Source organism: Pseudonocardia endophytica (assembly GCF_004339565.1).
GTDB classification, from domain to species: Bacteria; Actinomycetota; Actinomycetes; order Mycobacteriales; family Pseudonocardiaceae; genus Pseudonocardia; species Pseudonocardia endophytica.
On sequence record NZ_SMFZ01000001.1, the window covers coordinates 262,307 to 286,042 of the forward strand.

Annotated in this window: 15 protein-coding genes; 8 read left to right on the forward strand and 7 right to left on the reverse strand. The window is 75.5% G+C overall.

Annotated elements, in window-relative coordinates; translation table 11 throughout:
* The first annotated feature begins 43 nt into the window (after positions 1-43).
* From EV378_RS01255 to EV378_RS01265, 3 genes are read left to right on the forward strand one after another with little or no spacing between them, the layout of a single operon-like run.
* Complete coding sequence (locus tag EV378_RS01255) at positions 44-1,327, forward strand: formimidoylglutamate deiminase (protein WP_132420921.1); 1,284 nt, start codon at positions 44-46, stop codon at positions 1,325-1,327.
* Positions 1,315-2,490, forward strand: a complete 1,176-nt coding sequence (gene hutI / locus EV378_RS01260; RefSeq protein WP_132420922.1) for an imidazolonepropionase — start codon at positions 1,315-1,317, stop codon at positions 2,488-2,490. Before EV378_RS01255 ends, hutI begins: the two co-directional genes overlap by 13 nt.
* Positions 2,487-3,986, forward strand: a complete 1,500-nt coding sequence (locus EV378_RS01265) for an aromatic amino acid ammonia-lyase (protein WP_132420923.1) — start codon at positions 2,487-2,489, stop codon at positions 3,984-3,986. Before hutI ends, EV378_RS01265 begins: the two co-directional genes overlap by 4 nt.
* A gap of 321 nt (positions 3,987-4,307) precedes the next feature.
* Here EV378_RS01265 and EV378_RS01270 read toward each other — a convergent pair whose 3' ends face one another.
* Positions 4,308-4,649, reverse strand: a complete 342-nt coding sequence (locus tag EV378_RS01270; RefSeq protein WP_132420924.1) for a VOC family protein — start codon at positions 4,647-4,649, stop codon at positions 4,308-4,310.
* 36 nt (positions 4,650-4,685) lie between these two features.
* The gene (locus EV378_RS01275; protein ID WP_132420925.1) at positions 4,686-5,843 is read right to left on the reverse strand and encodes an acyl-CoA dehydrogenase family protein; all 1,158 of its coding nucleotides are present in this window, start codon (positions 5,841-5,843) and stop codon (positions 4,686-4,688) included.
* A gap of 108 nt (positions 5,844-5,951) precedes the next feature.
* On the opposite strand from EV378_RS01275, the gene EV378_RS01280 reads away from it, so the two are divergent.
* Complete coding sequence (locus tag EV378_RS01280) at positions 5,952-6,695, forward strand: GntR family transcriptional regulator (RefSeq protein WP_132420926.1); 744 nt, start codon at positions 5,952-5,954, stop codon at positions 6,693-6,695.
* A 9-nt stretch (positions 6,696-6,704) separates the two neighbouring features.
* Here EV378_RS01280 and EV378_RS01285 read toward each other — a convergent pair whose 3' ends face one another.
* Both EV378_RS01285 and EV378_RS01290 read right to left on the reverse strand, forming a co-directional pair.
* Positions 6,705-9,455: an AAA family ATPase gene (locus EV378_RS01285; protein WP_165922093.1), complete on the reverse strand. Its 2,751-nt coding sequence runs from the start codon at positions 9,453-9,455 to the stop codon at positions 6,705-6,707.
* Position 9,456: 1 nt separating this feature from the next.
* Positions 9,457-12,237, reverse strand: coding sequence for a LuxR C-terminal-related transcriptional regulator (locus EV378_RS01290; protein WP_132420928.1), 2,781 nt, complete (start codon positions 12,235-12,237; stop codon positions 9,457-9,459).
* A gap of 315 nt (positions 12,238-12,552) precedes the next feature.
* On the opposite strand from EV378_RS01290, the gene EV378_RS01295 reads away from it, so the two are divergent.
* The 4 genes from EV378_RS01295 to EV378_RS01310 all read left to right on the forward strand — a co-directional run bounded on the left by EV378_RS01295 (position 12,553) and on the right by EV378_RS01310 (position 15,604).
* Positions 12,553-12,810 (forward strand): hypothetical protein, encoded by a 258-nt coding sequence (locus EV378_RS01295; protein ID WP_132420929.1) that lies wholly within the window; start codon positions 12,553-12,555, stop codon positions 12,808-12,810.
* Positions 12,811-13,071: 261 nt separating this feature from the next.
* A complete protein-coding gene (locus tag EV378_RS01300) occupies positions 13,072-13,713 on the forward strand; it encodes a helix-turn-helix transcriptional regulator (protein ID WP_132420930.1) in 642 nt (213 codons plus the stop codon).
* Positions 13,714-13,772: 59 nt separating this feature from the next.
* A complete protein-coding gene (locus tag EV378_RS01305; RefSeq protein ID WP_132420931.1) occupies positions 13,773-15,353 on the forward strand; it encodes an acyl-CoA carboxylase subunit beta in 1,581 nt (526 codons plus the stop codon).
* Positions 15,350-15,604: an acyl-CoA carboxylase subunit epsilon gene (locus EV378_RS01310; protein ID WP_132420932.1), complete on the forward strand. Its 255-nt coding sequence runs from the start codon at positions 15,350-15,352 to the stop codon at positions 15,602-15,604. The genes EV378_RS01305 and EV378_RS01310 overlap by 4 nt, the downstream gene beginning before the upstream one ends.
* A gap of 7 nt (positions 15,605-15,611) precedes the next feature.
* Here EV378_RS01310 and EV378_RS01315 read toward each other — a convergent pair whose 3' ends face one another.
* The 3 genes from EV378_RS01315 to EV378_RS01325 are packed head-to-tail and all read right to left on the reverse strand — an operon-like array spanning position 15,612 to position 23,669.
* Entirely contained in the window at positions 15,612-18,557 is a 2,946-nt protein-coding gene (locus tag EV378_RS01315; RefSeq protein WP_132420933.1) for a helix-turn-helix transcriptional regulator, read from the reverse strand.
* Positions 18,541-20,841, reverse strand: coding sequence for an ATP-binding protein (locus EV378_RS01320; protein WP_132420934.1), 2,301 nt, complete (start codon positions 20,839-20,841; stop codon positions 18,541-18,543). Before EV378_RS01320 ends, EV378_RS01315 begins: the two co-directional genes overlap by 17 nt.
* The gene (locus EV378_RS01325; RefSeq protein ID WP_165922094.1) at positions 20,838-23,669 is read right to left on the reverse strand and encodes an AAA family ATPase; all 2,832 of its coding nucleotides are present in this window, start codon (positions 23,667-23,669) and stop codon (positions 20,838-20,840) included. Before EV378_RS01325 ends, EV378_RS01320 begins: the two co-directional genes overlap by 4 nt.
* Positions 23,670-23,736: the final 67 nt, after the last annotated feature.

The window sequence follows — 23,736 nt, forward strand, 5'->3', positions numbered from 1 at the left end:
GCGCCCGCGCGAAGCGCCGGCCGAGCCCCGCCGAGGGCGGGCAATGAGCACGTACTGGTGCGAACACGCCTGGCTGCCGGAGGGCCCGGCGCGCGGCGTCGCGATCGACGTCGCGGACGGGCGCATCGCCGCCGTCCGGACCGGCGCGTCACGCACCGGCCCTGTCCTCGAGGGCGTCACGCTGCCCGGCTTCGCGAACGCCCACTCGCACGCGTTCCACCGCGCGCTGCGCGGCCACCCGTCGCCGGACGCGCGGTCGTTCTGGAGCTGGCGCGACGACATGTACCGGGTCGCGGGCCGCCTCGACCCGGACTCCTACCGGCGACTGGCCACGGCCGTGTACGCGGAGATGGCGCTGGCCGGGTACACGTCGGTCACCGAGTTCCACTACCTGCACCACGGCCCGGACGGGCGGCCCTACGACGACCCGAACGCGATGGGCCACGCGCTCGTCGACGCCGCGGCGGCCGCCGGGATCCGGCTGACGCTGCTCGACACCTGCTATCTCTCCGGCGGGTTCGGCGAGCCGCTCGGGCCGGTGCAGCGCCGGTTCGGTGACGCGCACGCCGACGCGTGGGTCGAACGCGTCGAACCGCTCGTCAAGATCGACGACGGCGACATGGTCCGGCTGGGCGCGGCTGTGCACTCGGTGCGCGCCGTCCCCGAGTCCGAGCTGCCCGTCCTGGTCGAGTGGGCGGCCGGGTGGCCATTGCACGTCCACCTGTCCGAACAGCCGGCCGAGAACGAGGCGTGCCTCGCCGCGTACGGGCGCACCCCGACGGCCGTGCTGGACTACGCGGGCGTGCTCGGCCCGAACACGGTGGCCGTGCACGCGACCCACCTGACCCCGGACGACGTCAACCGGCTCTCCGCGTCCGGTACCCGGGTGTGCCTGTGCCCCACCACCGAGCGCGACCTCGGCGACGGGATCGGGCCGGCGTCGGAGCTCCACGAGGCGGGAGTGGGGTTGTGCCTCGGCAGCGACAGCCACGCCGTCGTCGACCCGTTCGAGGAGGCCCGCGGCACGGAGATGCACGAGCGGCTCGCGCACCGGATCCGGTCGCGCTTCTCCCCCGCCGAGCTGCTCGGGTTCGCCACCGGGGACGCCGCGATCGCGGTCGGCGAACCCGCGGACCTGGTCACGGTCGCGCTGGACTCGGTCCGGACGGCCGGGATCGCCCCGGACGGCGTCCTGCACGCGGCGGGCGGCGCGGACGTCCGCCGGGTGATCGTCGGCGGGCGTGAGGTCGTGCGCGACGGCGTGCACCAGCTCGTCGACCGCCCGCAGGCAATGCTGGCCGAGGAGGTCGCCGCATGTCGACGCTGATCACCGGTATCGCCGAGCTCACCACGCACGACCCGGACGGCCCCGGGGGTGACGGGCCGTTCGCCGTCGTGCTCGACGACGGCCGGGTGGCCTGGACCGGACGCGCGGCGGACGCACCGGCCGCCGACGAGCGTGTCGACGTCGGCGGGCGCGCCGTCCTGCCCGGCTGGGTGGACAGCCACACGCACCTCGTGTTCGCCGGGGACCGCGGCGCCGAGTTCGCCGCCCGGATGGCCGGGCAGGCCTACGCCGCGTCCGGGATCCGCACGACGGTCGCCGCCACCCGCGCCGCGACCGACGACGCGCTGGCCGAAGGCCTGCGACGGCACGCCGACGAGGCCGCCCGCCAGGGCACGACGTGCCTGGAGACGAAGACCGGCTACGGCCTGACCGACGTCGACGAGGCCCGTGCCGCCCGGCTGGCCGCCGCCGTCGTGGACGAGGTGACCTTCCTCGGTGCGCACGTCGTGCCCGCCGACGTCGACCCCGCGTCCTATCTGGACGACGTGTGCGGGCCGATGCTGGAGGCCGTCGCACCACACGTCGGGTGGATCGACGTGTTCTGCGAGGACGGCGCGTTCGACGAGATCGCATCGGCCCGGGTGCTGACGGCCGGTGCGGAACGAGGACTCGGCCTGCGCGTGCACGGCAACCAGCTCGGACCGGGACCCGGGGTGCGGCTCGCCGTCGCGCACGGTGCCGCCGCCGTCGACCACTGCACGCACCTGACCGACGACGACGTCGAGGCGCTGGCCGCGTCGGACACCGTCGCCACGCTGCTCCCGGCCTGCGACCTGTCCACCCGCCAGCCACCCGCCCCCGCACGCAGGCTCGCCGACGCCGGCGCGACGGTCGCGCTGGCCAGCAACGCGAACCCCGGCAGCTCGTACACGACGTCGATGCCGCTGTGTGTCGCGCTGGCCGTGCTGCAGGGCGGGCTGACCGTCGAGGAGGCCGTGCGCGCCGCCACGCTCGGCGGAGCAACGGCGTTGCGCCGCAACGACGTCGGTACCCTCGCCGTCGGGGCCCGCGCCGACGTGCAGGTCCTCGACGCGCCGTCGGTCGCGCACCTCGCCTACCGCCCCGGCGTCCCGCTGACCCTCGCCGTGTGGAAAGCCGGACGCCGCCTCCCCCGCCCCGACGACCTTCTGCGAGAAGCATGAGCACGCTGGCCGACCCCGCCCCCTCGTCCGCCGACGCACCCGCCCCCTTGATCCTGGACGGTGCTTCGCTCACCGCACGCACGGTCGGCGAGGTGGCGCGCCGTCCCACCCCGCCCTCACTGCAGCTCGACGACGACGCCGTCGCCCGGGTCGGGCTCGCGTCGGCGCTGGCCGCCGACCTGAGCACGCGACGGGTCGTCTACGGGCGCACCACCGGCGTCGGAGCGAACCGGGTCGAGCAGACCGCGGGCGCCGACCTGACCGGCCACGGGCTGCGCCTGCTGCGCAGCCACGCGGGCGGTACCGGCAACCGGCTGTCCCCGCGGCAGGTGCGCGCGACCATGCTGGTCCGCCTGAACCAGCTGCTGAACGGGCACAGCGGGGTGTCGCCGGAGGTCGTCGGCGGGCTGGCCGAGGCGGTGCGGACGGGCGCGCGACCGGTCGTGCACCGGCTCGGCGCGATCGGGACCGGGGACCTCGCACCGCTGGCGCAGATCGCGCTGGCGCTCGCCGGCGAGGGGGCGTGGGAGGTCGGGCCTGCCCCGGACCCGGTCGCGTTCGGTGCCGGTGACGCGCTCGGATTCCTGTCCAGCAACGCCGCCACGCTCGCCGTGGCGTCGATCGCCGCGACCCGACTCGACGTCATCCTGGCCGCGAGCCACGTCGTCGCCGCGCTGTCCTACCTGGCGCTGGAGGGCAGCCCGGAGGCCTACGCGGAGCCGGTGCACCGCGCCCGCCCGCACCCCGGGCAGGTCCGCTGCGCCGAGCGGATGCGGGACCTGCTCGGCATGCGGGACACGCCGCCGAAGGGCCGCCGCATCCAGGACCCGTTCGGTCTGCGCGCGTTCCCGCAGGTCAACGGTCCCGCGCTGGACGCCCTGGAGTACCTGCACGCGGTGCTGGACATCGAGATGAACGCCGGCTCGGAGAACCCGCTGATCTCCGTCGAGCACGGGGACGCCTACCACCACGCGCACTTCCACACGGCGTACGTGGCGACGGCGCTGGACCAGGCCCGGGCCACCGTGCACCAGGTGGCGGAGCTGTCCGCGGCGCGGCTCGGTGATCTCGTCGAGCCCGACCAAAGCGGCCTGCGAGCGTTCCTCGCCGACGGCCCGCCGGGCAGTTCCGGCGTCATGATCCTGGAGTACGTGTCGCACGACGCCCTCGCGGCACTGCGCCAGGCGGCGCTGCCCGCGACGCTCGGCACCGCCGTCGTGTCCCGGGGGCTGGAGGACCACGCGAGCTTCGCGACCCAGGCGGCGCGAGCAGCGGGAGACGTCGCCGACGCCTACACCCGGGTGCTGGCCTGCGAGCTCGTCGCGGCCGTCCGTGCGCTGCGCCTGCGCGGCGACGACCTGTCCCACCTGCCGCTGGCACCGGCGTTCCGGCGGGCGCTGGACGCGCTCGACGACCGCACCGAGGACCGTCCGCTGACCCCGGACCTGGCCGCCGCCGCGGCCTTAATCACCGATCCGGGCTGGTCGGCAGTCTGACGGAGGCGGGTGGTCCCGCCGGCCGCGAGGGGGTACGACCGGCGGGACCCGACCGGTCGGCCTCCTCGCACTCTCCGGCGACCGGTTCGTCGTTGGCGTACCCGCTCTGCGCGGATCCACACATGCCGTCGGGCGATCCCCTCGGGCCCGCCGACGACACCGACCCGTTCCGAGACATCCCGCTGACATGGCACTGGTGGTTGTTCGATCATGGTCGGAACAGCCCTGAGCACCATGTCAGCCGGAGTCGATCATCCGAGAGGCGGGCGGGCGGCGACGGAGCGCTTCCTCGCGCACGTCCCGGTCAGGGAGAGCCGACTCTCAGGCGGGCACGCCACCGATCCCGACCTCGTTGCCGTCCGGGTCCCGGAACAGAGCCTTGTGCACGCCGTTGTCGTAGACCTCCTCGTCGGCCGGGGTGAGGCCGCGCTCCGCGGCGGCCGCGAGGAACCCGTCGAAGTCCGAGACGAACAGCGTCAGCTTCGCGTGGCCCGCGTCCCGCGGCAGGAGCTCCACGTAGACGTGCCGGTGCCCGGCGAGCGTCCAGACGTGCTCGGTGTCGTTGGGCTCGAACGCCTCGACGTCGCCGAACAGCCGGTCACCCCAGGCGACGGCGCGCGAGAGGTCGGTCACCGGGAGGCAGGCGAACACATCGATGTCCATGGAGGTCCGACCGCGGGCGGCGCCGGGACTCATCGCTCAGTCGTCGAGCCCGCCGCGCTTGACGAGCTGGGAGGCGATGACGTTGCGCTGGATCTCGTTCGTGCCCTCACCGACGATCATCAGCGGGGCGTCCCGGAAGTAGCGCTCGACGTCGAACTCCGTGGAGTAGCCGTACCCGCCGTGGATCCGCACCGCGTTCAGCGCGATCTCCATCGCGATCTCGGACGTGAACAGCTTCGCCATCCCCGCCTCCATGTCGCAGCGCTCCCCCGCGTCGTACTTCTCGGCCGCGAAGAGGATCAGCTGACGCGCCGCGGTGAACTTCGTGGCCATGTCCGCCAGGTAGTTCCCGATCGACTGGTGCTGCCAGATCGGCTTGCCGAACGACTCCCGCTCCTGGGCGTAGCGCAGGGAGTCGTCCAGCGCGGCCCGCCCGATCCCGAGCGCGCGGGACGCGACCTGGATCCGGCCGGTCTCCAGGCCCTTCATCATCTGCGCGAAGCCCCTCCCCTCGACGCCGCCGAGCAGCGCGTCGGCGGGCACCCGCATGTCGTCGAACGACAGCTCGCAGGACTCGACGCCCTTGTAGCCGAGCTTCGGCAGGTCGCGGGACACGGTCAGGCCGGGCCCGTGCTCGACGAGCAGGATCGACACGCCTCGGTGCTTCGGCTCGGCGGCCGGGTCGGTCTTGCACATCAGCGCGATCAGCTGCGAGCGCCGCGAGTTCGTGATCCACGTCTTCGCGCCGTTCACGACGTAGCCGTCGTCGGTCGGGGTGGCGTGCGTGCTCATGTTCTGCAGGTCGGAACCACCGCCGGGCTCGGTCAGCGCCATCGTCGCCCGGATCTCGCCGGTCGCCATCCGCGGCAGGTAGCGGTCCTGCTGCTCGCGCGTGCCGAACTCGACGAGCAGCTTGGAGACGACGGTGTGCCCGCCCATCGCGCCGGCCAGGCTCATCCAGCCGCGCGCCAGCTCGGCCGTGACCAGCGCGTAGCAGGGCATCGACACCGGCGCCTCACCCCACGGCTCCGGGATCGCCAGCCCGAAGATGCCCATCTCCTTCATCGCCTCGATGAGCTTCTCGGGGTACTCGTTCGCGTGCTCCATCTCGCGCACGACCGGGCGAACCTCGTGGTCGACCCACTCCCGGACCGTGTCCACCACGGCCCGCTCCTCGGTGGACAGCTGCGGCATGGGGTCCTCGCTTCCGTCGTCGGCTCGCGCTCCCCCGACCGTAGGTCATGTACGGCCAAATCACCATATGTATGGCCCGAATCAGATTTGTACGGTTCAATTGCGGCCATGGACAGGGTGGCCGTCTCCCTGCCGGCCTACCGCCGGCTGACCGAGCAGCTCCGCGGCGAGCTCGCCGACGGCGTCTACGACGACGGGACCCGCCTGCCCACCGAGGCCGAGCTGGCCCGCGACCACGCGGTGAGCCGCCAGACCGTGCGGCGGGCGATGCAGGATCTGGTGGCCGACGGCGCCGTCTACCGGGTGCCGGGGCGTGGCACGTTCGCGACGACCGACGGCGGGGACCGCTACCTGCGACGTCTCGGCTCGGTCGACGACCTGCTCGGGCTCGCGATCGACACCGAGCTCGAGATCCTCACGCCGCTGGAGCGCGCCGTCGACGTCGACGTGGCGAGCCGGTTGCGCCGCGACGACGACGCCGTCTACCGCCTGACGTTCCGCAGGCTGCACCGCGGCGACCCGATCAGCCACACCGCGATGTTCCTGATCCCGGAGATCGGCGAGGAGCTCACCGACGTCCCGGAGCTGACCACGCGGGGCGCGACCTCGGACACGACGGTGATCGGCCTGATCGAGCGCAGGCACCCGGGGATCATCGGCAGCGCCGACCAGAGCATCACGGTCGGCACGCCTCCCCCGGCCGCCGCGGCCGCGATCGGTACCCGGCCGGACGAGCCGGTGCTGCGGATCGACCGGATCTACCACGACACCCGCGACGTGCCGGTCGAGCTGGCGGTGAACTGGTACCACCCGTCGCGCTACACGTACCGGGTCAAGCTGCGCCGCAGCTGAACCCGCCGATCACCGCACCCGGAGCTCCCGTGCGGCCAGCGACGCGGCGAGGTCCGCGCGTGCGGCGATGCCGAGCTTGCGGTAGCAGCGGGTCAGATGCCCCTCCACCGCGCGCCTGCTGACGCCGAGCTCGTCGGCGATCTCCTGGTTCCCGACGCCACGTGCGGCCAGCCGCGCGACGTCCAGCTCGGCAGGGGTCAGCACGTCGCCCGCCCCGCGCCGGGGCCGCCCACCGGCGCCGACGAGCTCGGTGCGGGCGCGGTCGGCCAGCACACGGGCACCGCACTCGTCGGCGACGTCGAGCGCGCGGCGCAGCAGGTCGCGTGCCTCGGCGACGCGTTCCGCGGAGCCCTCGGCGATGAGCAGCACGGCCAGGTCGACGTCGCAGCTCGCACGGTCGAACAACCGGGGCGACGACGCGAGCTCGGCCTGCGCCTCCCGCAGCGTCGCCATCCCCTCCGGTCCGCCCTGCACCGCGCCGAGCACCCGCAACGCCACCCCGACGTGTCCGTGGGTTCCCCAGCGACGACACAGCGCGAGGTGCTCGCGCGCGACGACGAGCGCCTCGTCGCGCTCACCGAGGTCGTGCAGGAACCGGGCCGTGCGGCGGCGCCAGTCCAGCGTGGCCGGATTCACGACGCCGAGTTCGGTCAGGCGCCTCCCGGACTCCCGGGACGTCTCCAGTGCCTCGCGGCTCCGGCCGGTCGCGCCGAGCACCACGGCGCGGGCGTCGACCACCCAGTTCCACCGCCAGCTCCGCTGCGCCGACTCCGGTGCGCCCGGCCACAGGAGCCCGGCCGCCTCCTCCGGCTCCCCGAGCTCGACGAGCGCCAGCGCGGCGGCGTGCAGGACCATCAGCCGGGCCTCGCCGCTGACGGCCCCGGTGAGCACCGTCAGCGCGGCGCGGGCCTCCTCGAGTGCCTCGCGCATGCGCCCGCAGCGCAGGTTCACCATGGCGCGCAACGCGGACACGAACGCCCGGACGTCCGGCCGGTGCCGGAGCTGGGAGGACTCCATCAGCCGGTCCAGGATCGCGGCGACCTCGGCGTCGGACTCCGTCCAGGCCAGCAGGCCGAGCGCACCCATCCGGATCGGCTGGACGTGCTCGTTGTCCTCCATGCCCCCGGCGAGCACCTCGCGGACACGGCCGACGACCGCGGCAGCGTCGGTCCGCAGCCCGAGGGCGGAGAAGAACAGGTGAGCGCCACGCAGGGCGTCCGCCCCCGGCCCTGCGCCCAGCGTCTCCGGGTCGGTCCGGTCGACCCACTCCCAGACCCGACGGACCTCCCCGACGTCCTCGGAGGCCGCGTAGATCAGCAAGGCCTCCAGCACCCGTCGCAGCTCCCGGTCCTGCGGCGACTCCGCGTCCGGATCCCCGACGTCCGAGGCCAGGTCGGCGAGGCCGCGCTCGAGCAGCCGGACGAGTCCCGCGGCGTCCACACCGGACAGCAGCGGGACGGTCTGGGCCAGCACGCCCGCCCTCTCCCGGCCGGAGTCCAGAAGGGACAGCGCCTCGATGAGGTGGCCGTACGCCCGGGCAGGCGCGACGACGCGCTCGGCGACCCCGAGGTCCACCAGCAGCTCCGCGCGGCGCCGCCGGGCGGCCGGACCGGTGAGCGCACGCTCCAGGAACGAGACGGCGAGCGCGGGGTCGCCGCCCCGCAGCGCTCGGGACGCGGCGGCGTGCAGCAGCTCCACCACGCCTCCGTCGGCGGGCGGACCGGCGTGCAGGTACTGCAGGGCGACGCGCTCGGCGGGCGCCGCCCGGGAGTCCAGCACCCGGCCGGCGCGCGCGTGGGCGCGCTCGCGGCGTTCGGGATCGGTGGCGTCCAGCAGTGCGGTGCGGACGCCGGGCAGCCGGAAGCGCAGGACATCCGCCTCGAGAACGCCCACGTCGGCGAGCCGCGCTACGGCGCGCGACGTCGTCCCCCCGTCCAACCCGGCCACCTCGGCACACGTGGCGGGCGACGCGTCGTCGTCGAGCACCGCGACGGCGCGCGCCGTGTCGGCGACGTCGTCCGGCAGCTCGCTCAGGAGCGCGACGGCCGCCGCGCCCGCGAGTGCGGCGCCCGCCTCGCGGACGTGCGCGACGACGTCGTCCCCCGGTGCCGCCGCGAGCCGCACCAGGACGCCCCGCACCAGGCCTGCGATCCCGCCCGTCGCCTCCACGCATGCGGAGGCCACGTCCGGGGCCTGCGACACGCCGGGCGTCGACCGGGCCCAGCTCTCCACAGCCCGCACCGGGAGCGGCGCGGCGTCCACGACGGACGCACCGGGCGCGGTGCGGATCTCGTCCAGTGTGGTCGCGACCGGCCCGTCGGCCATCCCGTCCGGCACGGACACGACCACGAGCAGCGGAAGGCCCGCGGCCCTGCCGGCCATGCCGGACAGCCAGGCCACGGACTCCGCGTCGGCGCGGTGCGCGTCGTCGAGCAGCAGCGCCAGCGGGGCCGTCGCGGTGAGCTCGTCGACGAGCCGGTCCGCGGCGTCGGCGTCCGCGGTCCCGTCGTCGGCGAACAGTGCGCGGATCGCGCCGTACGGTTCGGTCCGTCCGGAGGGGGCGGCACGCCGGACGTCCACGCCACGGGCCTCGGCGTCCGCGGCGGCGACTCTCAGCAGCCGGGTCCGGCCCGCACCGGGCGCACCGGAGACGAGCACGACTCGGCCGCGTCCGGCCGCGGCGTCGGAGACGGCGCCGGAGAGCGCACGGGTCTCGGCGTCGCGCCCGACCAGCGGAGCCGTGGTGTCCGAGGCGGGCACGTCAGGCGGGTTGATGGGGCTCCGCCTCCCACATCCGGCACAGCGCGGACCGCCCGCTGACCCCGAGCTTGCGGTACACGGCCGTGAGGTGCTTCTCGACCGCGCGCACGCTGACCTCCAGATCGGACGCGATCTGCTGGTTGGTGCGCCCGGCCGCGGCCCGCGTCGCGACGCGGCGCTCGGAGCGGGTGAGCACGGCCGAGCTCCCACCAGCGGACGGCGGGCCGGGCGGGGCGACCTCCTGGGGAGCCGGGACGGCGGTGCTTCCGCGGTGCTCCGCGAGCGCCCGGCTCGCGCGCTCCCGCTCGCACCGGTCACCGGCGCCGGTCAGCACCGCGACCGCCTCGGCCAGCAGCTCCCCGGCCCGGTCCCGGTCCGGTCCGCCGAGCTCGCCCAGCGTGCGCAGGGCCCGGCCGAGCGACGTCGGCGCGCCCCAGGCCCTGGCGTGGGCGAGCTCGCGCTCGGCCATCGCGCGGGCCTCGGTCAGCCGGCCGCGGCTGCGCAGGATCTCGACGGCCCACAGCCGCCACGGCACCACGGTGCCCACCCAGCCGGCGCGCTCGAAGCGGCGGCCGGCGTCCAGGCAGTACTCGAGCGCGGAGACCGGCTCGCCCGCGTCGAGCGCGCCGCGGGCGCGGAGCATCTGCAGGCAGGCGCCGAACCCGGGAGGTACGGACGGCACCGACCCGTAGCGGGCCAGGATCCGCCGGGCGATCTCCGGGTCGTGCACGGCCGTCACGACCGGGGCGAGGACCAGCCCGGGAAGCAGCGAGTCGTCGACCAGCCCGTCCGCGAGCTCCATCGAGCGGCCGACCTGGTCACGAGCCTCCGCACCGCGCCCGGCGCAGGCGAGCACGGCGGCGAGCTCGGCACGGACGACGGCCTCGTCGACCCCTGCGCGCTCGGCACAGGCGTGGTCGGCCGCGACCGCCAGCCACGCGGGCAGCTCGTCCACGGCGTCCGCCATGCACAGGCAGCTGATCAGCGTCCCGACGGTGCTGTGCACGTGGTCGGGCGACGCGGGCTCGCGGGCCAGTGCGGCGCGCGCCACCTCGGCCACCCGGGCAGCGCCCCGGCGCCCGGCCACGGCGGCGGCGTGCAGCAGCACCGAGACGAGCTCACGCTCGCCTGGCGTGTCCAGCGTCAGCCCCTGCGGGCGCCGTTCCAGCTCGCCGAGCCGCCCGGCGGCCGCGTCCAGACCGGCCCTCGTACTCGTCTCGACGTAGCGCAGCCGGGCCTCCAGGCGCAGGGCGAGCTCGGTGTCGGGCTCCGGCCCGAGCTCCTCGGCGACGGCCCGGACCAGCGCGACGACCGACGGCGCCGCACCGTCCAGCGCGAGCGGGGTCACCCGGCACAGCGCGTCGGCTCGTGCGGTCGCGGAGTCCAGCAGCGGGACGGCCTGCACGATGCGCCGCAGCGCGAGCCCCGGATCCAGCCGGCGCTCCAGCGTGGCGAGCTCGACGAGCACGCGGGCCCGATCGGCGTCCGCGGGCTCGGCCAGCAGGGCGTGCCGCAGGTAGTGCACGGCCTCCATCGGCTCACCGCGGCGGCCTGCGGAACGGGCCGCCTCGCGCAGCACGTCGACCGTCCACTCCGGGGTGCTGCCGGTCAGCGCGAGCAGGTGCACCGCGATCCGGTCGGACGGGACGCCGTAGTCGCGCAACAGCGAGGCGGCACGCAGGTGGGTGTCCCGGCGCTCCGCGGCCGACCGCGCGGCGTCCAGCGCGTCGCCGACCGACCGGTGGCGCAGGTGCGGCTGCTCCCCCGGACCGACGAGCCCGGAGCGGCGGGCCGCGCGGTGCGCCGTCGCGGTGTCCGACGGGTCGAGACCGGACAGCCGACCGAGCATCCCGTCGTCCGCGACGTCGCCGACGGCCGCGACGGCGGCGAGGTAGGCCCGCACCGGCGCGGGGGCGTGTCGCACGGCGGACGCCATGCGGTCGCGCAGGCGGGAGGGAGAGCACTCCCGCACCCGCTGTTCGAGCTGCCCCTCCGGCCCGGCCGCGATCTCGTCGACGACCGCGTCCAGGAACAGCGGGTTGCCGCCGGACACCTCCGTGAGCGCGCCGAGCACGGACGGGTCGGCCCGGTCGCCGATCCGGGTCCTGGCGACGACGGAGATGCCCTCGAACGTCAGCGGGCGCAGGCGCCGGACGGTGTCCGCCCGGTCGACCAGCTCGGCCACGGCCGCGGCGGCCCGGTCGTCGTCGCCGGTGCCGGTGTCGCCGTCGAGCGCGGTGAGCACCATCGACAGCCGCAGGCCGGGCAGCCGCCGGGCGACCGACGACAGCCAGCGCGCCGACGGGACGTCGCACCGGGTCACGTCGTCGAGCAGCAGCAGCGCGGGCGCGTCCGCGGTGACGCCGGCGAGCGTGGCGTGCCGGGAGGCGAACCCGTCGCCGTCGCCGGGCGCGGCGGCCCGCGGCCGCACCGGTCCGGCGCCGAGAAGCCGGTCGGCGACGGCGAGTGCGGCGCCGAGACCGTCGTTCCCCCGCGCGCGCAGCACCCGCAGACCGCGCCCGGTGCCGCGTCGCGCGCACTCGTCGAGCAGCGCGGTGCGGCCGGACCCGATCGGGCCGGTGAACACGACCAGGCTCCCGGAGCCGTCGACCGCGCGGTCGACGGCGGCGTCCATCGCGGCGATCTCGTCGTCGCGGTCCTGCAGGGTGCGCGCCGACCGGTGCTCGCGGCGCGGCGCGGCCGACGAGCCCGTCGCACCCGCGTGAGCCCGGCCGGTCGCGTGGACACGACGGACCGCTCCCACGACACCCTCGGCGCTCATGCGACCCCCGGCACGGACGTGAACGAGTCGATCATGACCTTACCCTCTCTGCCGGGTCGGGATCTGAGACGGTCTCAGGCCACCGGACTACACGGCGGACCGGGAAAACACGTGTTTCCGGGATCCGGGAGATCACCGGGAGTCGCACGTTTCATCGGATACTGGTGGTATCCGGGGTCCGGCCCGGACAAGGTGCCGACATGCGCACCACCGAACGGGTAGACCATCACGGACACCGACCCCTGGGAAAGGGCGGCGGCAGTGAACTGTCGCGGACCGGAACGTGAACGGGAACCCGGATCGAGGGAGAGCGACGTGGAACCGGTCGCCGGTCTGATCGTGCGGATCTTCGACACCGGGTGGATGGAGCTGGGCCACCCGGATCGGCCGGACCGTCTGCTCTGCGACGAGTCCGGCACCGCCATGTGGATCGCGCTCTGTCAGACCGACTGGTCCGTCGGCGACGCCGCCGTCCATCTCGCCCGGCTGTGGGACGCCGACCCGTGGTGGGTCCGGGACATGATGCAGCAGTGGATCAACGACCTGCTGGAAGCCGGGATCGTCGAGCCCTGACCGATGTCGGTGGGGTTACGGTTCGGCGTCGGCGAATCGCACCTCCACCCCCACCGAAGTGGTCCAGGTCACACACCGCACCGCACCCCACCGAACCCCCGAACCCCCCGACCCACAGTGTTAGGCGGGTGACCATGGCCACGGTTTGCGGGGCTCGTCGCGTCCTCCATACGGTCGAATTCGCTCACGACGACGGGCCCCGGGCACAGGGACCTGATTCGTCGGGCGACAGGTTCCGTGAATGTTGGGGGAAGGAATTCCATGAGAGTCCTGTCCTATGACGCATCAGATCGCGATCGATTCCCTACGGATTCCACCAGCGCCTGCATGGTATCCCTCGATCGTGGACTCCGAGTCGTCGCGGCGAATCAGGAGATGTTCCGCCGACTCGGTGACATCGGTTCGAAGGAGGTGTGCGGCTCCTCTTTCTGCGAACTGCTCGACGCCAGCATCCGCACCAAGGTCCGCAGCCAGATGGAGCGCCTGCTGGACGGTCAGCAGGCCCGTTTCCGGGAGCGGTCGGTGGCCTTCACCGGGCCGGAGTCCTCCCTGCGTGGCGACCTGATGGCGACGGCCGTCGCCCGCGGGGCGGGCCGCGTCGAGGGGGTCGTCGCGACGCTGCGGACCGACGCGCACAAGGCGGAGGCCCCACGCTCCGCACCGCGGAAGATCCTGTCCGACATGGACGCCCGCATCCTCGAGGGAGTGGCGTCCGGCGCCTCGACCGTCCAGCTCGCCTCGACGCTCTATCTGAGCCGGGGCGGCGTCGAGTACCACGTCACCGCGCTGCTCCGGAAGATGAAGGTGAAGAACCGGCCGGCGCTGATCTCGAAGGCCTACTCGATGGGCTTCTTCGACCTGGGGTCGTGGCCCCCCCAGGTCGTTCCCGACCACGTGAAGTGACGACCGACCCCCGGACGGCGTGGGCACGCGTGCCCGGGGAGAAGGCGAGGGGAACTTCCATGACCGCTACCGAGAACCGACCCGACACGGCCGACCTGCGGTCGCGGGTGACCGAGCTGCACGCCACCCGTGAGGGCGCCCGGTCCGGACCGTCGGCGACGGCGACCGAGCAACAGCACGCCAGGGGCAAGCTGACCGTGCACGAGCGGCTGGAGATGCTGCTCGACGAGGGGTCCTTCCGCGAGATCGAGCAGCTCCGGCGGCACCGGGCCACCGGCTTCGGGCTCGAGGACCGCCGCCCGCACACCGACGGCGTCGTCACCGGCTGGGGCAAGATCGACGGACGGACCGTGTTCGTCTACGCCCACGACTTCCGCATCTTCGGCGGCTCGCTCGGGGAGGCGCACGCCGCGAAGATCCACAAGGTGATGGACCTGGCCGAGTCGGCGGGCGCTCCGCTGATCAGCCTCAGCGACGGCGCGGGCGCCCGGATCCAGGAGGGTGTCACGGCACTGGCCGGCTACGGCGGCATCTTCAAGCGCAACGTGCGCGCCTCCGGCGTCGTCCCGCAGATCAGCGTCATGCTCGGGCCGTGCGCGGGCGGCGCGACCTACTCCCCCGCGCTGACCGACTTCGTGTTCATGGTCCGGGACATCGCCCAGATGTACATCACCGGACCGGACGTCGTCACCGCGGTCACCGGCGAGTCCGTCACGCACGAGGAGCTCGGCGGGGCGGAGGTGCACGCCACCGAGTCCGGTGCGGGCGCCTTCGTCTACGACGACGAGGAGTCCTGTTTCGCCGACGTGCGTCACCTGGTCTCGCTGCTGCCGTCGAACAACCGCGAGCAGCCGCCGGTGGCGGCCTCCGCCGACCCGGCCGACCGCAGCACGGCCGCGCTGCTGGACATGGTGCCCGCCGACACCAACCGCGCCTACGACATGCGCGCGGTCGTCTCCGAGATCGTCGACGACGGCGACCTGTTCGAGGTCCACGCGAACTGGGCCACGAACATCGTCTGCGCGTTCGCGCGACTGGACGGGCACACCGTCGGGATCGTCGCCAACCAGCCGTCGTCGCTGGCCGGGGTACTGGACATCCACGCGTCGGAGAAGGCAGCGCGCTTCGTGTCCACATGCGACGCGTTCAGCATCCCGCTGGTCACGCTCGTCGACGTCCCCGGCTTCCTGCCGGGGACCGACCAGGAGCACGACGGGATCATCCGGCACGGCGCGAAGCTGCTCTACGCCTACTGCGCCGCCACCGTCCCGCGCGTGCAGCTGATCCTGCGCAAGGCCTACGGCGGCGCCTACATCGTGATGGACTCGCGGTCGATCGGCGCCGACCTGTCGCTGGCGTGGCCGAGCAACGAGATCGCGGTGATGGGTGCCGAGGCGGCGGCCAACGTCGTGTTCCGACGCGAGATCGCCGCCTCACCCGACCCGGAGGAGACCCGCGCGCAGAAGATCAAGGAGTACCGCAACGACCTGATGCACCCGTACCACGCGGCCGAGCACGGTCTGGTGGACGACGTCATCGACCCCGCGGAGACCCGCTCGGCACTCGTCGAGGCACTGGCCGTCCTGCGCGCCAAGCGCACCGACCTGCCGGTGCGCAAGCACGGCAACCCGCCGACGTGACGGTCGAGGCGGCCGAGTCGACGGAGCCGGCCGAGTCGACGGAGCCGGCCGAGTCGGCGGAGGCGGCCGTCCCCGCGCCGCGGATCCGGGTCACCTCGGGGAACCCGGGACCGGACGAGATCGCCGCCGTGACCGTCGCGCTGCTGGCGCTCGCGGCCGGCTCCGGGAACGGGCCGGACGGGTCCGACGACCTGCCGGTCGCGTGGCAGGCGCCGGACGTGTTCCAGTCACCCTGGAGCTGGGCGGGCTGACGGCGCGTCAGCCGGTCCCGGTCAGTGCACCGCGGCCGCTGACGCCCAGCTTGCGGTAGGCGCTGGTCAGCCGTTTCTCCACGGCACGGCGGCTGACCCCGAGCTCCTCGGCGATCATCTGGTTCGTCGCCCCGGCCACGACCCGCTCGACGACCTGGCGTTCGGCGTCGGTCAGCGGGTCGTCCGGGATGTCCGGGACGTCGGAGGACGGTGCACCGGGGACGGGACCGGCCGGTGGCTCGACGGTGCCGGGGAACGCGGACGGCGGACCGGACGACGACGGTCCCGGGCGCCGAGCGGCGACCGGGACCCGTTCGGTCCGCGACCGCTCGGCCAGCTCGCCCGCCGCCGACGCGGGGGCCGGGTCGAACGTGCCCGCGCCGGTGCCGCCCGCCTCGGCGACGCGGCGGCCGCCCCGGCGCAGCAGGTCCTCGCCCGCCGGGTCGCCCATGCCGTTCAGGTGCCTGCCGAGCGCGATCTCCGCGCGTCCCAGCTCGCCGGGGTCGGCGACATCGCCGAGCACCTCGATCGCCGCCCGCATCTGCTCGCCGCCGCCCGCCCCGCCGACCAGCGTCCCGCGCACCCGCAACGCCCGCCCCAGTGCGGGCGCGGCGCCCCACAGCTCGGCGAGCGCGAGATCCTCCTCGGCGTGCGCGATGGCCGCGGCACGCTCCCCGCGGCGGCGCAGCAGGCGTGCCGCCCAGCTCCGCCACGGGAACAGCGCGGGATTGGTCCATCCCAGGTGGTCCAGATGGCGCCCGCAGTCCAGGAAGCACTCCAGCGCCAGGTCGCACTCCCCGGCCAGCACGGCCGCCGCGCCGCGCGTCATCTGGTGGATCGTGTGGGCGACGAGCCCTCCGCCCGGTGGGCGGTCGTCCACGTACCGCCCCGGTGTCATCGCCCTGGTCCCGATCGCGGCCGCCACGATCGCGGCCTGCAGCGCCGTCGCGGGCGGACCCTCCGGGTCGCGCAGCACGGTGCCGGGCAGTGCCCGCGCTGCCGCGGTCCTGCCCTGCGCGAGACGCACGAGCGCCAGCTCGTCGGGCGACGACGACGGGCCCGGCGCATCGCGCGGCGGCTCCAGCCAGGTCTCGAGCGGCTCCGGTCGTCCGGCGGCCACCATGGCGAGGACCAGCAGGCTGCGCGGTCCGTCCCCGGAGGGCACGCCGCGCGCCGGGCGGAGCTCCCAGGCCGGCGTGATCCGCAGCAGGCGGTCGCCGAGGCGCGCGACGTCGCGGGCGGGCACCTTCCCGGACAGCGCGGCCGCGTGCACCAGCACGCCCGCCAGCTCGCGACCGGCCGACGTGTCCATCAGCGTCTCCGGCACGTCCAGCGCGGCGCGCAGCAGCTCGCAGGACGCGGCCAGGCCGGACGGGCTGTGCTCCTGCATCCGGCGGGCGCGGGCCCGGATCCGCAGACCGGTCGCGCGGTCGCCCTCGTCGGACAGGTCCGGGCCGGGCGGCCCGGCGGCGGGTGCGGCGTCGGCGTGGCGGATCGCGTCCCGCACCGCGGTCGGCGCGTCCCGGGCCAGCGCCGGGTCGACGAGCGTCAGCGCCCATGAGCGATCCCGGTCGGTGGCCAGGAGCGGGAGGGCCTGCGAGACGTGCCGCAGGGCCGTCGTCGGCTCGGTGGTCCGTTCCGCCGCCGCGAGCTCGACGAGCAGCACGCCACGCTCGTGCCCGGTCACGTCGCTGTCCAGCAGGGCACGTCGCAGGAGGCGCACTGACGTCTCGCCGCCCGCCTGCCCGCCGGGTCCGCCGCTCTCGGCGGTCACCATCTCCCCCGCGGCCGAGCGCAGCACCTCCACGGCCCAGCCGCCGAGCGGTGCGGCGACGGCCATCAGGTGCGGCGCCACCTCCCCGACCGGACGGCCGAGCTCGTGCAGCAGCGCCGCGGCCCGCAGGTGCAGCTCCTCGCGGTGGGCCGGGTCGACGGCGACGTCGTCCACCAGCGGGTGAGCCGTCCGGGTCGGGTCGTCGGCGCGGAGCAGACCCTGCGTGGCCAGCACGGCCGGGACGGTGCGCAGCTCCCGCGGGTCGAGGTCGGCGAGCCTGCGCAGCGCCTCGTGGTCGGTACCGGGACCGAGCACGGCCACCGCGCGCAGGTACCGGGCGGCCGGCCCGTCCTGACCGCGCAACGACTGCAGGAACCGGTCCCGCACCGCAGCGGGCCAGGTGTCGCGCACGTCGGCGACGCGGGCGGCCACCGGCCGCGCGCCCGCCGCGCGCAGCTCGCCCAGCACGGCGTGCAGGATCGCGGGTGAGCCGCCGGTCACGTCCCGGCACGCCGCGGCGAACTCCGGTTCCCCCGGCTGCCCGAACGTCTCGGCGACGACGGCGCGCACGGCGTCCGGGCCGAGCGCCCGAGTCCGCAGCTCCTCGGCCGCCCCGGCGAGCTGCCGGAACGGTGGCCGGGCCGTACCGGGGTCCCCGTCGACCGCGGTGACGACCAGCGCCACCGGCCGGTCCGGCGCGCGCACGGCCAGGTGGGCGAGCCAGCGCACGGACGGCTCGTCGGCCCACTGCAGGTCGTCGACGAGCACGGCGAGCGGCCGCTCCGCCGCGACGGTCTCCACCAGCTCCTGCAGGTCGCGGACCCGCGCGTGGGCATCTCCAGGATCGACCGGATCGACCGGCACCGCGCCCAGCGGGGGCGGAGGCTCGCCGCCCCATCCGGTGAGCCAGCGGTCGGAGTCCGGGCGGTCCGCCGTGGCCAGCAGCGGGTCGAGCAGCTGGTGGGCGACGCCGTAGGCGAAGTCGCGTTCCACCGGGTCGGCCCCCGCACGCAGCACGGTCAGCCCGGCCGCCGACGCGATCCCGGCGGCGGCGTCGGCCAGAGCGCTCCGGCCGGACCCGAGCGGCCCGGAGACCAGGATCGCGCCGCCCCGTCCGCCCGCCGCTCCGGCCGCCAGGGCGCGGAGCCTACGCAGTGCGGGCTCACGGTCGTGCAGCACGCGCCACCCCGACCGGCTCCGCGGGCTCGCCGAGCGACCGGAGCGCCCCGTCCGCCACCGCGAGCGGGCCCGGTGCGCCCCACTGGACGGCCAGCCGGTGCTCGTCGGCGGCCATCCGCCGTGCCGCGGCGTGCTCGCCGCAGGCCAGCAGCGCGGTCGCGGCCGCGGACCGCCACGGCATCATCGCCGGATTCACCCGCCCCCGGTCCAGCAGCAGCCTCCCGCACCGCATGAACAGCTCGCGCGCCTCCGTGATCCGGTACTCGCCGAGTCGCACCCTGCCACGGGCGTACTCCAGCAGTGCCGACCCGGGTCGGTCGCGGCCGATCGCGGTGTGCGCGAACGCCGTCGCGGCCGCCGCGATCCGGTCGCCGTCCTCGAGGTGCAGCAGCACCTGCACGGCCTCGACGAGCGGGGCGGCCGCGGCGGGCGGCGCCGCGGCGGCGCCGGCCGCGCGCAGGTCGAGCCGGGCGGCCTCGCGGTCCCCGCGGCGCAGACACACCAGCGCCGTCAGCGCGAGCACGGCGGGCGGGACATAGCGCTGCTGTGCGATCTCCATCAGCAGTTCGCGCAGCGCGGCGGCCGCCTCCTCCGGGTGGCCCGCCGTCTCCAGTGTGAACGCCGCCATCACGCGCGGCATCACCGGCTCGTCCCCGTCCGGCGGCGCCAGCACGCCCCTGGCCAGGCGGACCGCCTTCTCCCGGTCCCGTCCGCGGACGGTCAGCGCCCATGCCGCGCTCCCGCGGGAGGCGGGCGACGGCACGGAGCGGTCGTCCGGTCCGGTCCCGGCACCGGTCCGCTCGCGGGGCATGGTGCGCTGCTCGAACCCCAGGTCGTCGCACAGCCGGGACAGCGCGAGGAGATCATCGCGCGCCGGGTCGTCCGGCGGGCTCCGGCGCAGGGCGACGTCCAGCGCCCTGCGGGCGGCGGCGACGTCGCCGTCGGCGAGCAGCATGTCCACCGCACGGACGCCGTGCGGGCCGCCCGCCGTGTCGGATCCGGTCGCCGCCCTGGCCAGCACCCGGTGCGCGGCCCGCGGACCACGCCGGGCCCTGGCCAGTGCGAAGTCGACGAGCAGGGGTCCGCGCAACCGCTCCGGGACGGGCTCGGTCAGCGCGCGGGCGGCGACGGCGGCCGCCTCGTCGTGGCGGTGGGCGGCGCGGTGCCGGGCGGCGACCCGGCGCAGCAGCTCCGCGGCCCACGCCTCGCCGAGCACAGGGGCCGGGAGCAGGGCGCGGGCGACGTCCTCGTCGGGAAGCCCCGACCGCACGGCGAGACCGGCCGCCGTCGCGAACAGCGCGCGGCGGGTACCCGGTTCCAGACCGGCCAGCACCACGTCGGCGACGAGCTCGTCGGCTGGCACCGGGCGGTCCGGATCGGGCACCACCCGGACCAGCCCGGTCGCGACGAGCCGGGCCAGGGTCCTGGCGCAGCCGCCCGGACCGCCGATCCGCTCCGCGACCGGCCAGATGTCCGCCCCGCAGACGGCGACCGCACGCAGCGCGTCCACCAGCCGGGCGGGCAGACCGTCCAGAACGGACACGACCTGGACGCGGCGCGCGTCCGCGGCGCACCGCAGCAGCGTCGGCACGAGGCGGGCGGACGGCGGCTCGTCCGGGTCGAGCCGCCCCAGCGCCGCGACCAGAACGGCCGGGTTGCCCCCGGTCGCCCGGCGCGCGAGGACGGCGAACGCCCGCTCCGGGAGCCGCCCGTAGGAGTCGACGACGACGGCGCGCACCGCGTCCGCGGACAGCGCCCCCGTCCGCAGCACGACGTCGGACGGCCCAGCCGCGGCGACCGCCCAGTCGGCGTCGTCGTGGGTGCCGTTCACCGACACCATCAGGCCAACCGGTGCAGAGTGCCTGCGCCGCAGCATCATCCGCAGCCACTGCACGGACGCGTCGTCGGCCCGGTGCACGTCGTCGACGACGACCAGCACCGGTGCCGCCCTGGCCGCGTCGTGGACCACGCGGCACCATCCGTGCAGCACGGCGGGCCCGGTCCCGTCGATCCCCCGCAGGGCCTGTGCGCCGTCCAGCCGGCCGGCCAGGTCCCGGGTCACGCCGAGCGGGTAGCCGCTCTCGTCGGGCAGCGCGCGGGTGGAGAGCACCCGCACCCCGCGCGCCGCGGCACGCTCGGCGGCCCGCCGCAGCAGCGACGTCCGGCCGGTCCCCGGCTGACCCGTGACCGCGACGAACGGCGACGACCCCGCCACGAGCGCGTCCAGTGCACGGTCGAGTGCCCCGGTCTCGGCGTCGCGTTCGCGGAGCACCTGCCCGGTCACCGGGTCCGGACCCGCGCTCCGTCGACGATCGCCGCCAGCTGCGAGCGGTCGGTGACGCCCAGCTTGCGGAACGAGCTGGTCAGGTGCACCTCGACGGTGCGCAGCGTGACGAACAGCGCCTCCGCGATCTCGCGGTTGCGGGCTCCCTCCGCGGCCAACGCCACCACCCTGCGCTCGGCGCTGGTCAGCGGGTCCAGCGGCGATCCGGTCGGCGGGCGCATCCGGCCGCCCGCCTGCACGAGCATCGTGCGGGCGAGCGCCGCGGACGGCAGGGCGCCGCACTGCGCGGCGAGCGTCGCGGCGAGCCGCAGCTCCTCGCGCGCGACGTCGGTGTGGTCGGCGGCCAGCATCGCGTAGCCGAGACGCAGGTGGGCGAGTATCAGCTCCATCCGCGCGGGTGACCGGTCCAGCACCGAGACCGACTCGCGCAGCAGCTCGAGACCGGGCTCCCCCGGGGTGATCGCGCCGCGGGCGAGCAGTGCGAGTCCCCGGCTGCGGTTGGTGCCCCAGCGCAGTGCACCGGGCTCGCCGCGCTCCACCACCTCGGCCGCCTCCCGCTCACGGCCGGTGTCGTGGAGCAGCACGGCACAGTGCACCCACCACGGCGCCAGCACCGGGTTCGCGATCCCGGCCGCGTCCAGGCTGTCGCCGCACCGCCGGTAGACGGCGATCGCGCCGTCGGTATCGCCGGCGTCGTGGCTCGCCCCGGCCCGCGCCATCAGGTAGTGGTGGTACTCCCAGGCGAAGTCCTCCAGCCGGGGCCGGGAGATCCCGTCCAGCAGCGTGAGCGCGCCCGCCGCGTCACCGCGCAGGTGGCGGACGGTGGCCAGCGCGATCGTCGGGACCACCGTGTTGCTCTTCCACGCCTCCTGGGCCGCGACGTCCAGCGCGGTCTGCGCGTCGATCTCGGCCTCCACCAGCTCGGCCGCGACGAGGTGGTTGGCCGACCGCGTGCCGACGGCGAGGCTGTAGGTCCAGGCCGACGCCTGCTCCCGGCTCTGGGCGACGAGCCGGTCCAGGACGGCGGTGGACTCGTCGACCTCGTCGGCCAGCCGCAGCACCAGCGACGACGCCAGCACCGCCCATCCGCCGAGCGTCGCCTCGTCGACCAGCAGGACCTTCCTGGCGAGCTCGACGGCGTCGTCGGGCCGGTCGCCCTCCATCGCCATCGTCACCGTCATCATGGCCAGCTTCTGGCGCTCGGCGGGCGTACGACCGTCCGGAGTGGACATCCGGCCCATTCGGGCGATCGTGTCCGCGACGGTGCGCTTCTCGTCCAGCCCGACGACGAGCAGCGCGGCCTCGACGTGCGTGCGCAGCTCGGTGAGCTCCGGGCCGGGATCCGGCGGGAGCTCGGCGTCCATCGTGTCCAGCACGTCGCGCAGCACGCGCGCGGCGCGCGGGGCCTGCTGCACGGCGAGCGAGGTCATCGCCAGCTGGACCGCGACCTGCCCGCGGGTCGGCAGGTCCGGCGCGCGGCCGAGCGCCTCACGCAGGTGCGCGACGGCGCGGTGCGGGTCGTGCTGGCCGAGTGCCGCGGCCAGCCGGGAGCGCACGGCCACGTCGTCCGGCCGGTACGCGACGACCGGATCCAGGTAGCGCGCGACGGCCCGCCGGTCACCCCGCCGCCCGGCCGCGTCGGCCGCCTCCAGCAGCACGTCGGCCATCCACGGCTCGTCCGCGCCCGGCAGGACCAGCAGGACGGCGGCGACCACCTCGGCGGGCCGCCCGGCGTCGCTGAGCGCGCGGGCGCCGCGCCGCCGGAGGTCGTCGAGCGTGTCCGCGGGCAGGCGCCGCAGCACGGCCGTGCGCAGCAGGTCGTGGCGGAAGTCGGGCCGGTCCGGCGCGAAGACCTCGGTCCGGGTGAGCGTGGCGATCGCGTCGCGCACGGCGGCGGCCGGCACGCCGGACAGCGACCCGAGGACGGCGGAGTCGTCGGCCCCGACGACGGCGACCGCCGACGCCACGGCCCGCACGGCGTCCGGCGCGTCGAACACGTGCCGCTCCACCAGCCCGTCGAGCACCTGCCGTCCGAGCCTGCGGACGGTCGCGGTGGCGCGCTCCAGGTCGGTCGGCCCGACGCCGGCGACGAGCTGCTCGACGAGCAGCGGGTTCCCGCCGGACGCCTCGGCCAGCGCGTCCAGGAGAGGGCCGCCCGGGTGGTCGGTGTCCCCCGCGACGAGCAGGAGGCCTCGCGCCGCGGCCAGCCGCCCGACGTCGTCGCGGTCGAGCGGGCCGACCTCGACGACGTCGTCGCCGATCTGGGCGCCGATCGCGGACAGCCGCGACGGCAGCCCGCCCGCCTCGTCGGTGCGGGACGCGAGCACGACGGCCACACCGAGCCCGGCCGTCCGCCGCAGCAGGAACGCCAGGAACGCCACCGACGCGTCGTCCGCCCACTGCAGGTCGTCGACGACGAGCACGACGGGCGATCGGGCGGCGAGGTTGGCGGTGAGCCAGTACAGCCCGTGCAGGACCGGGTAGAGGTTCTCCGGCTCGGCCTGGCCGGATCCCTCCTCCAGCGCCGACCTGCTCCACCGCGCCCCGGCCTCGAGGAGCGTGGCGTCCTCGGCCGCGACGCCGGCGTACAGCCCGCGCACGACGGCGAAGGAGATGTCCGTGGCCTGCTCGCTGCCGCGGGCGGTCAGCAGCCGCACGCCGTCGGACACCGCGGCGCGGACCCCGGCGAGCAACGCCGACTTGCCGATGCCGGGCGGGCCGAGCAGCAGCCGCTGCGCAGGCCCGCCCGCCGCCGCGTCGGCGACCGCCGCCGCGAGACGTTCCGACTCCGTACCGCGTCCGATCAGACGGTCCCGATCACCGGACACGGCGGACATCCTCGGTTTACCTCCACGAGCGAACGGGCCCGAACCGGTTCGGGTTGCCCGAGGATCA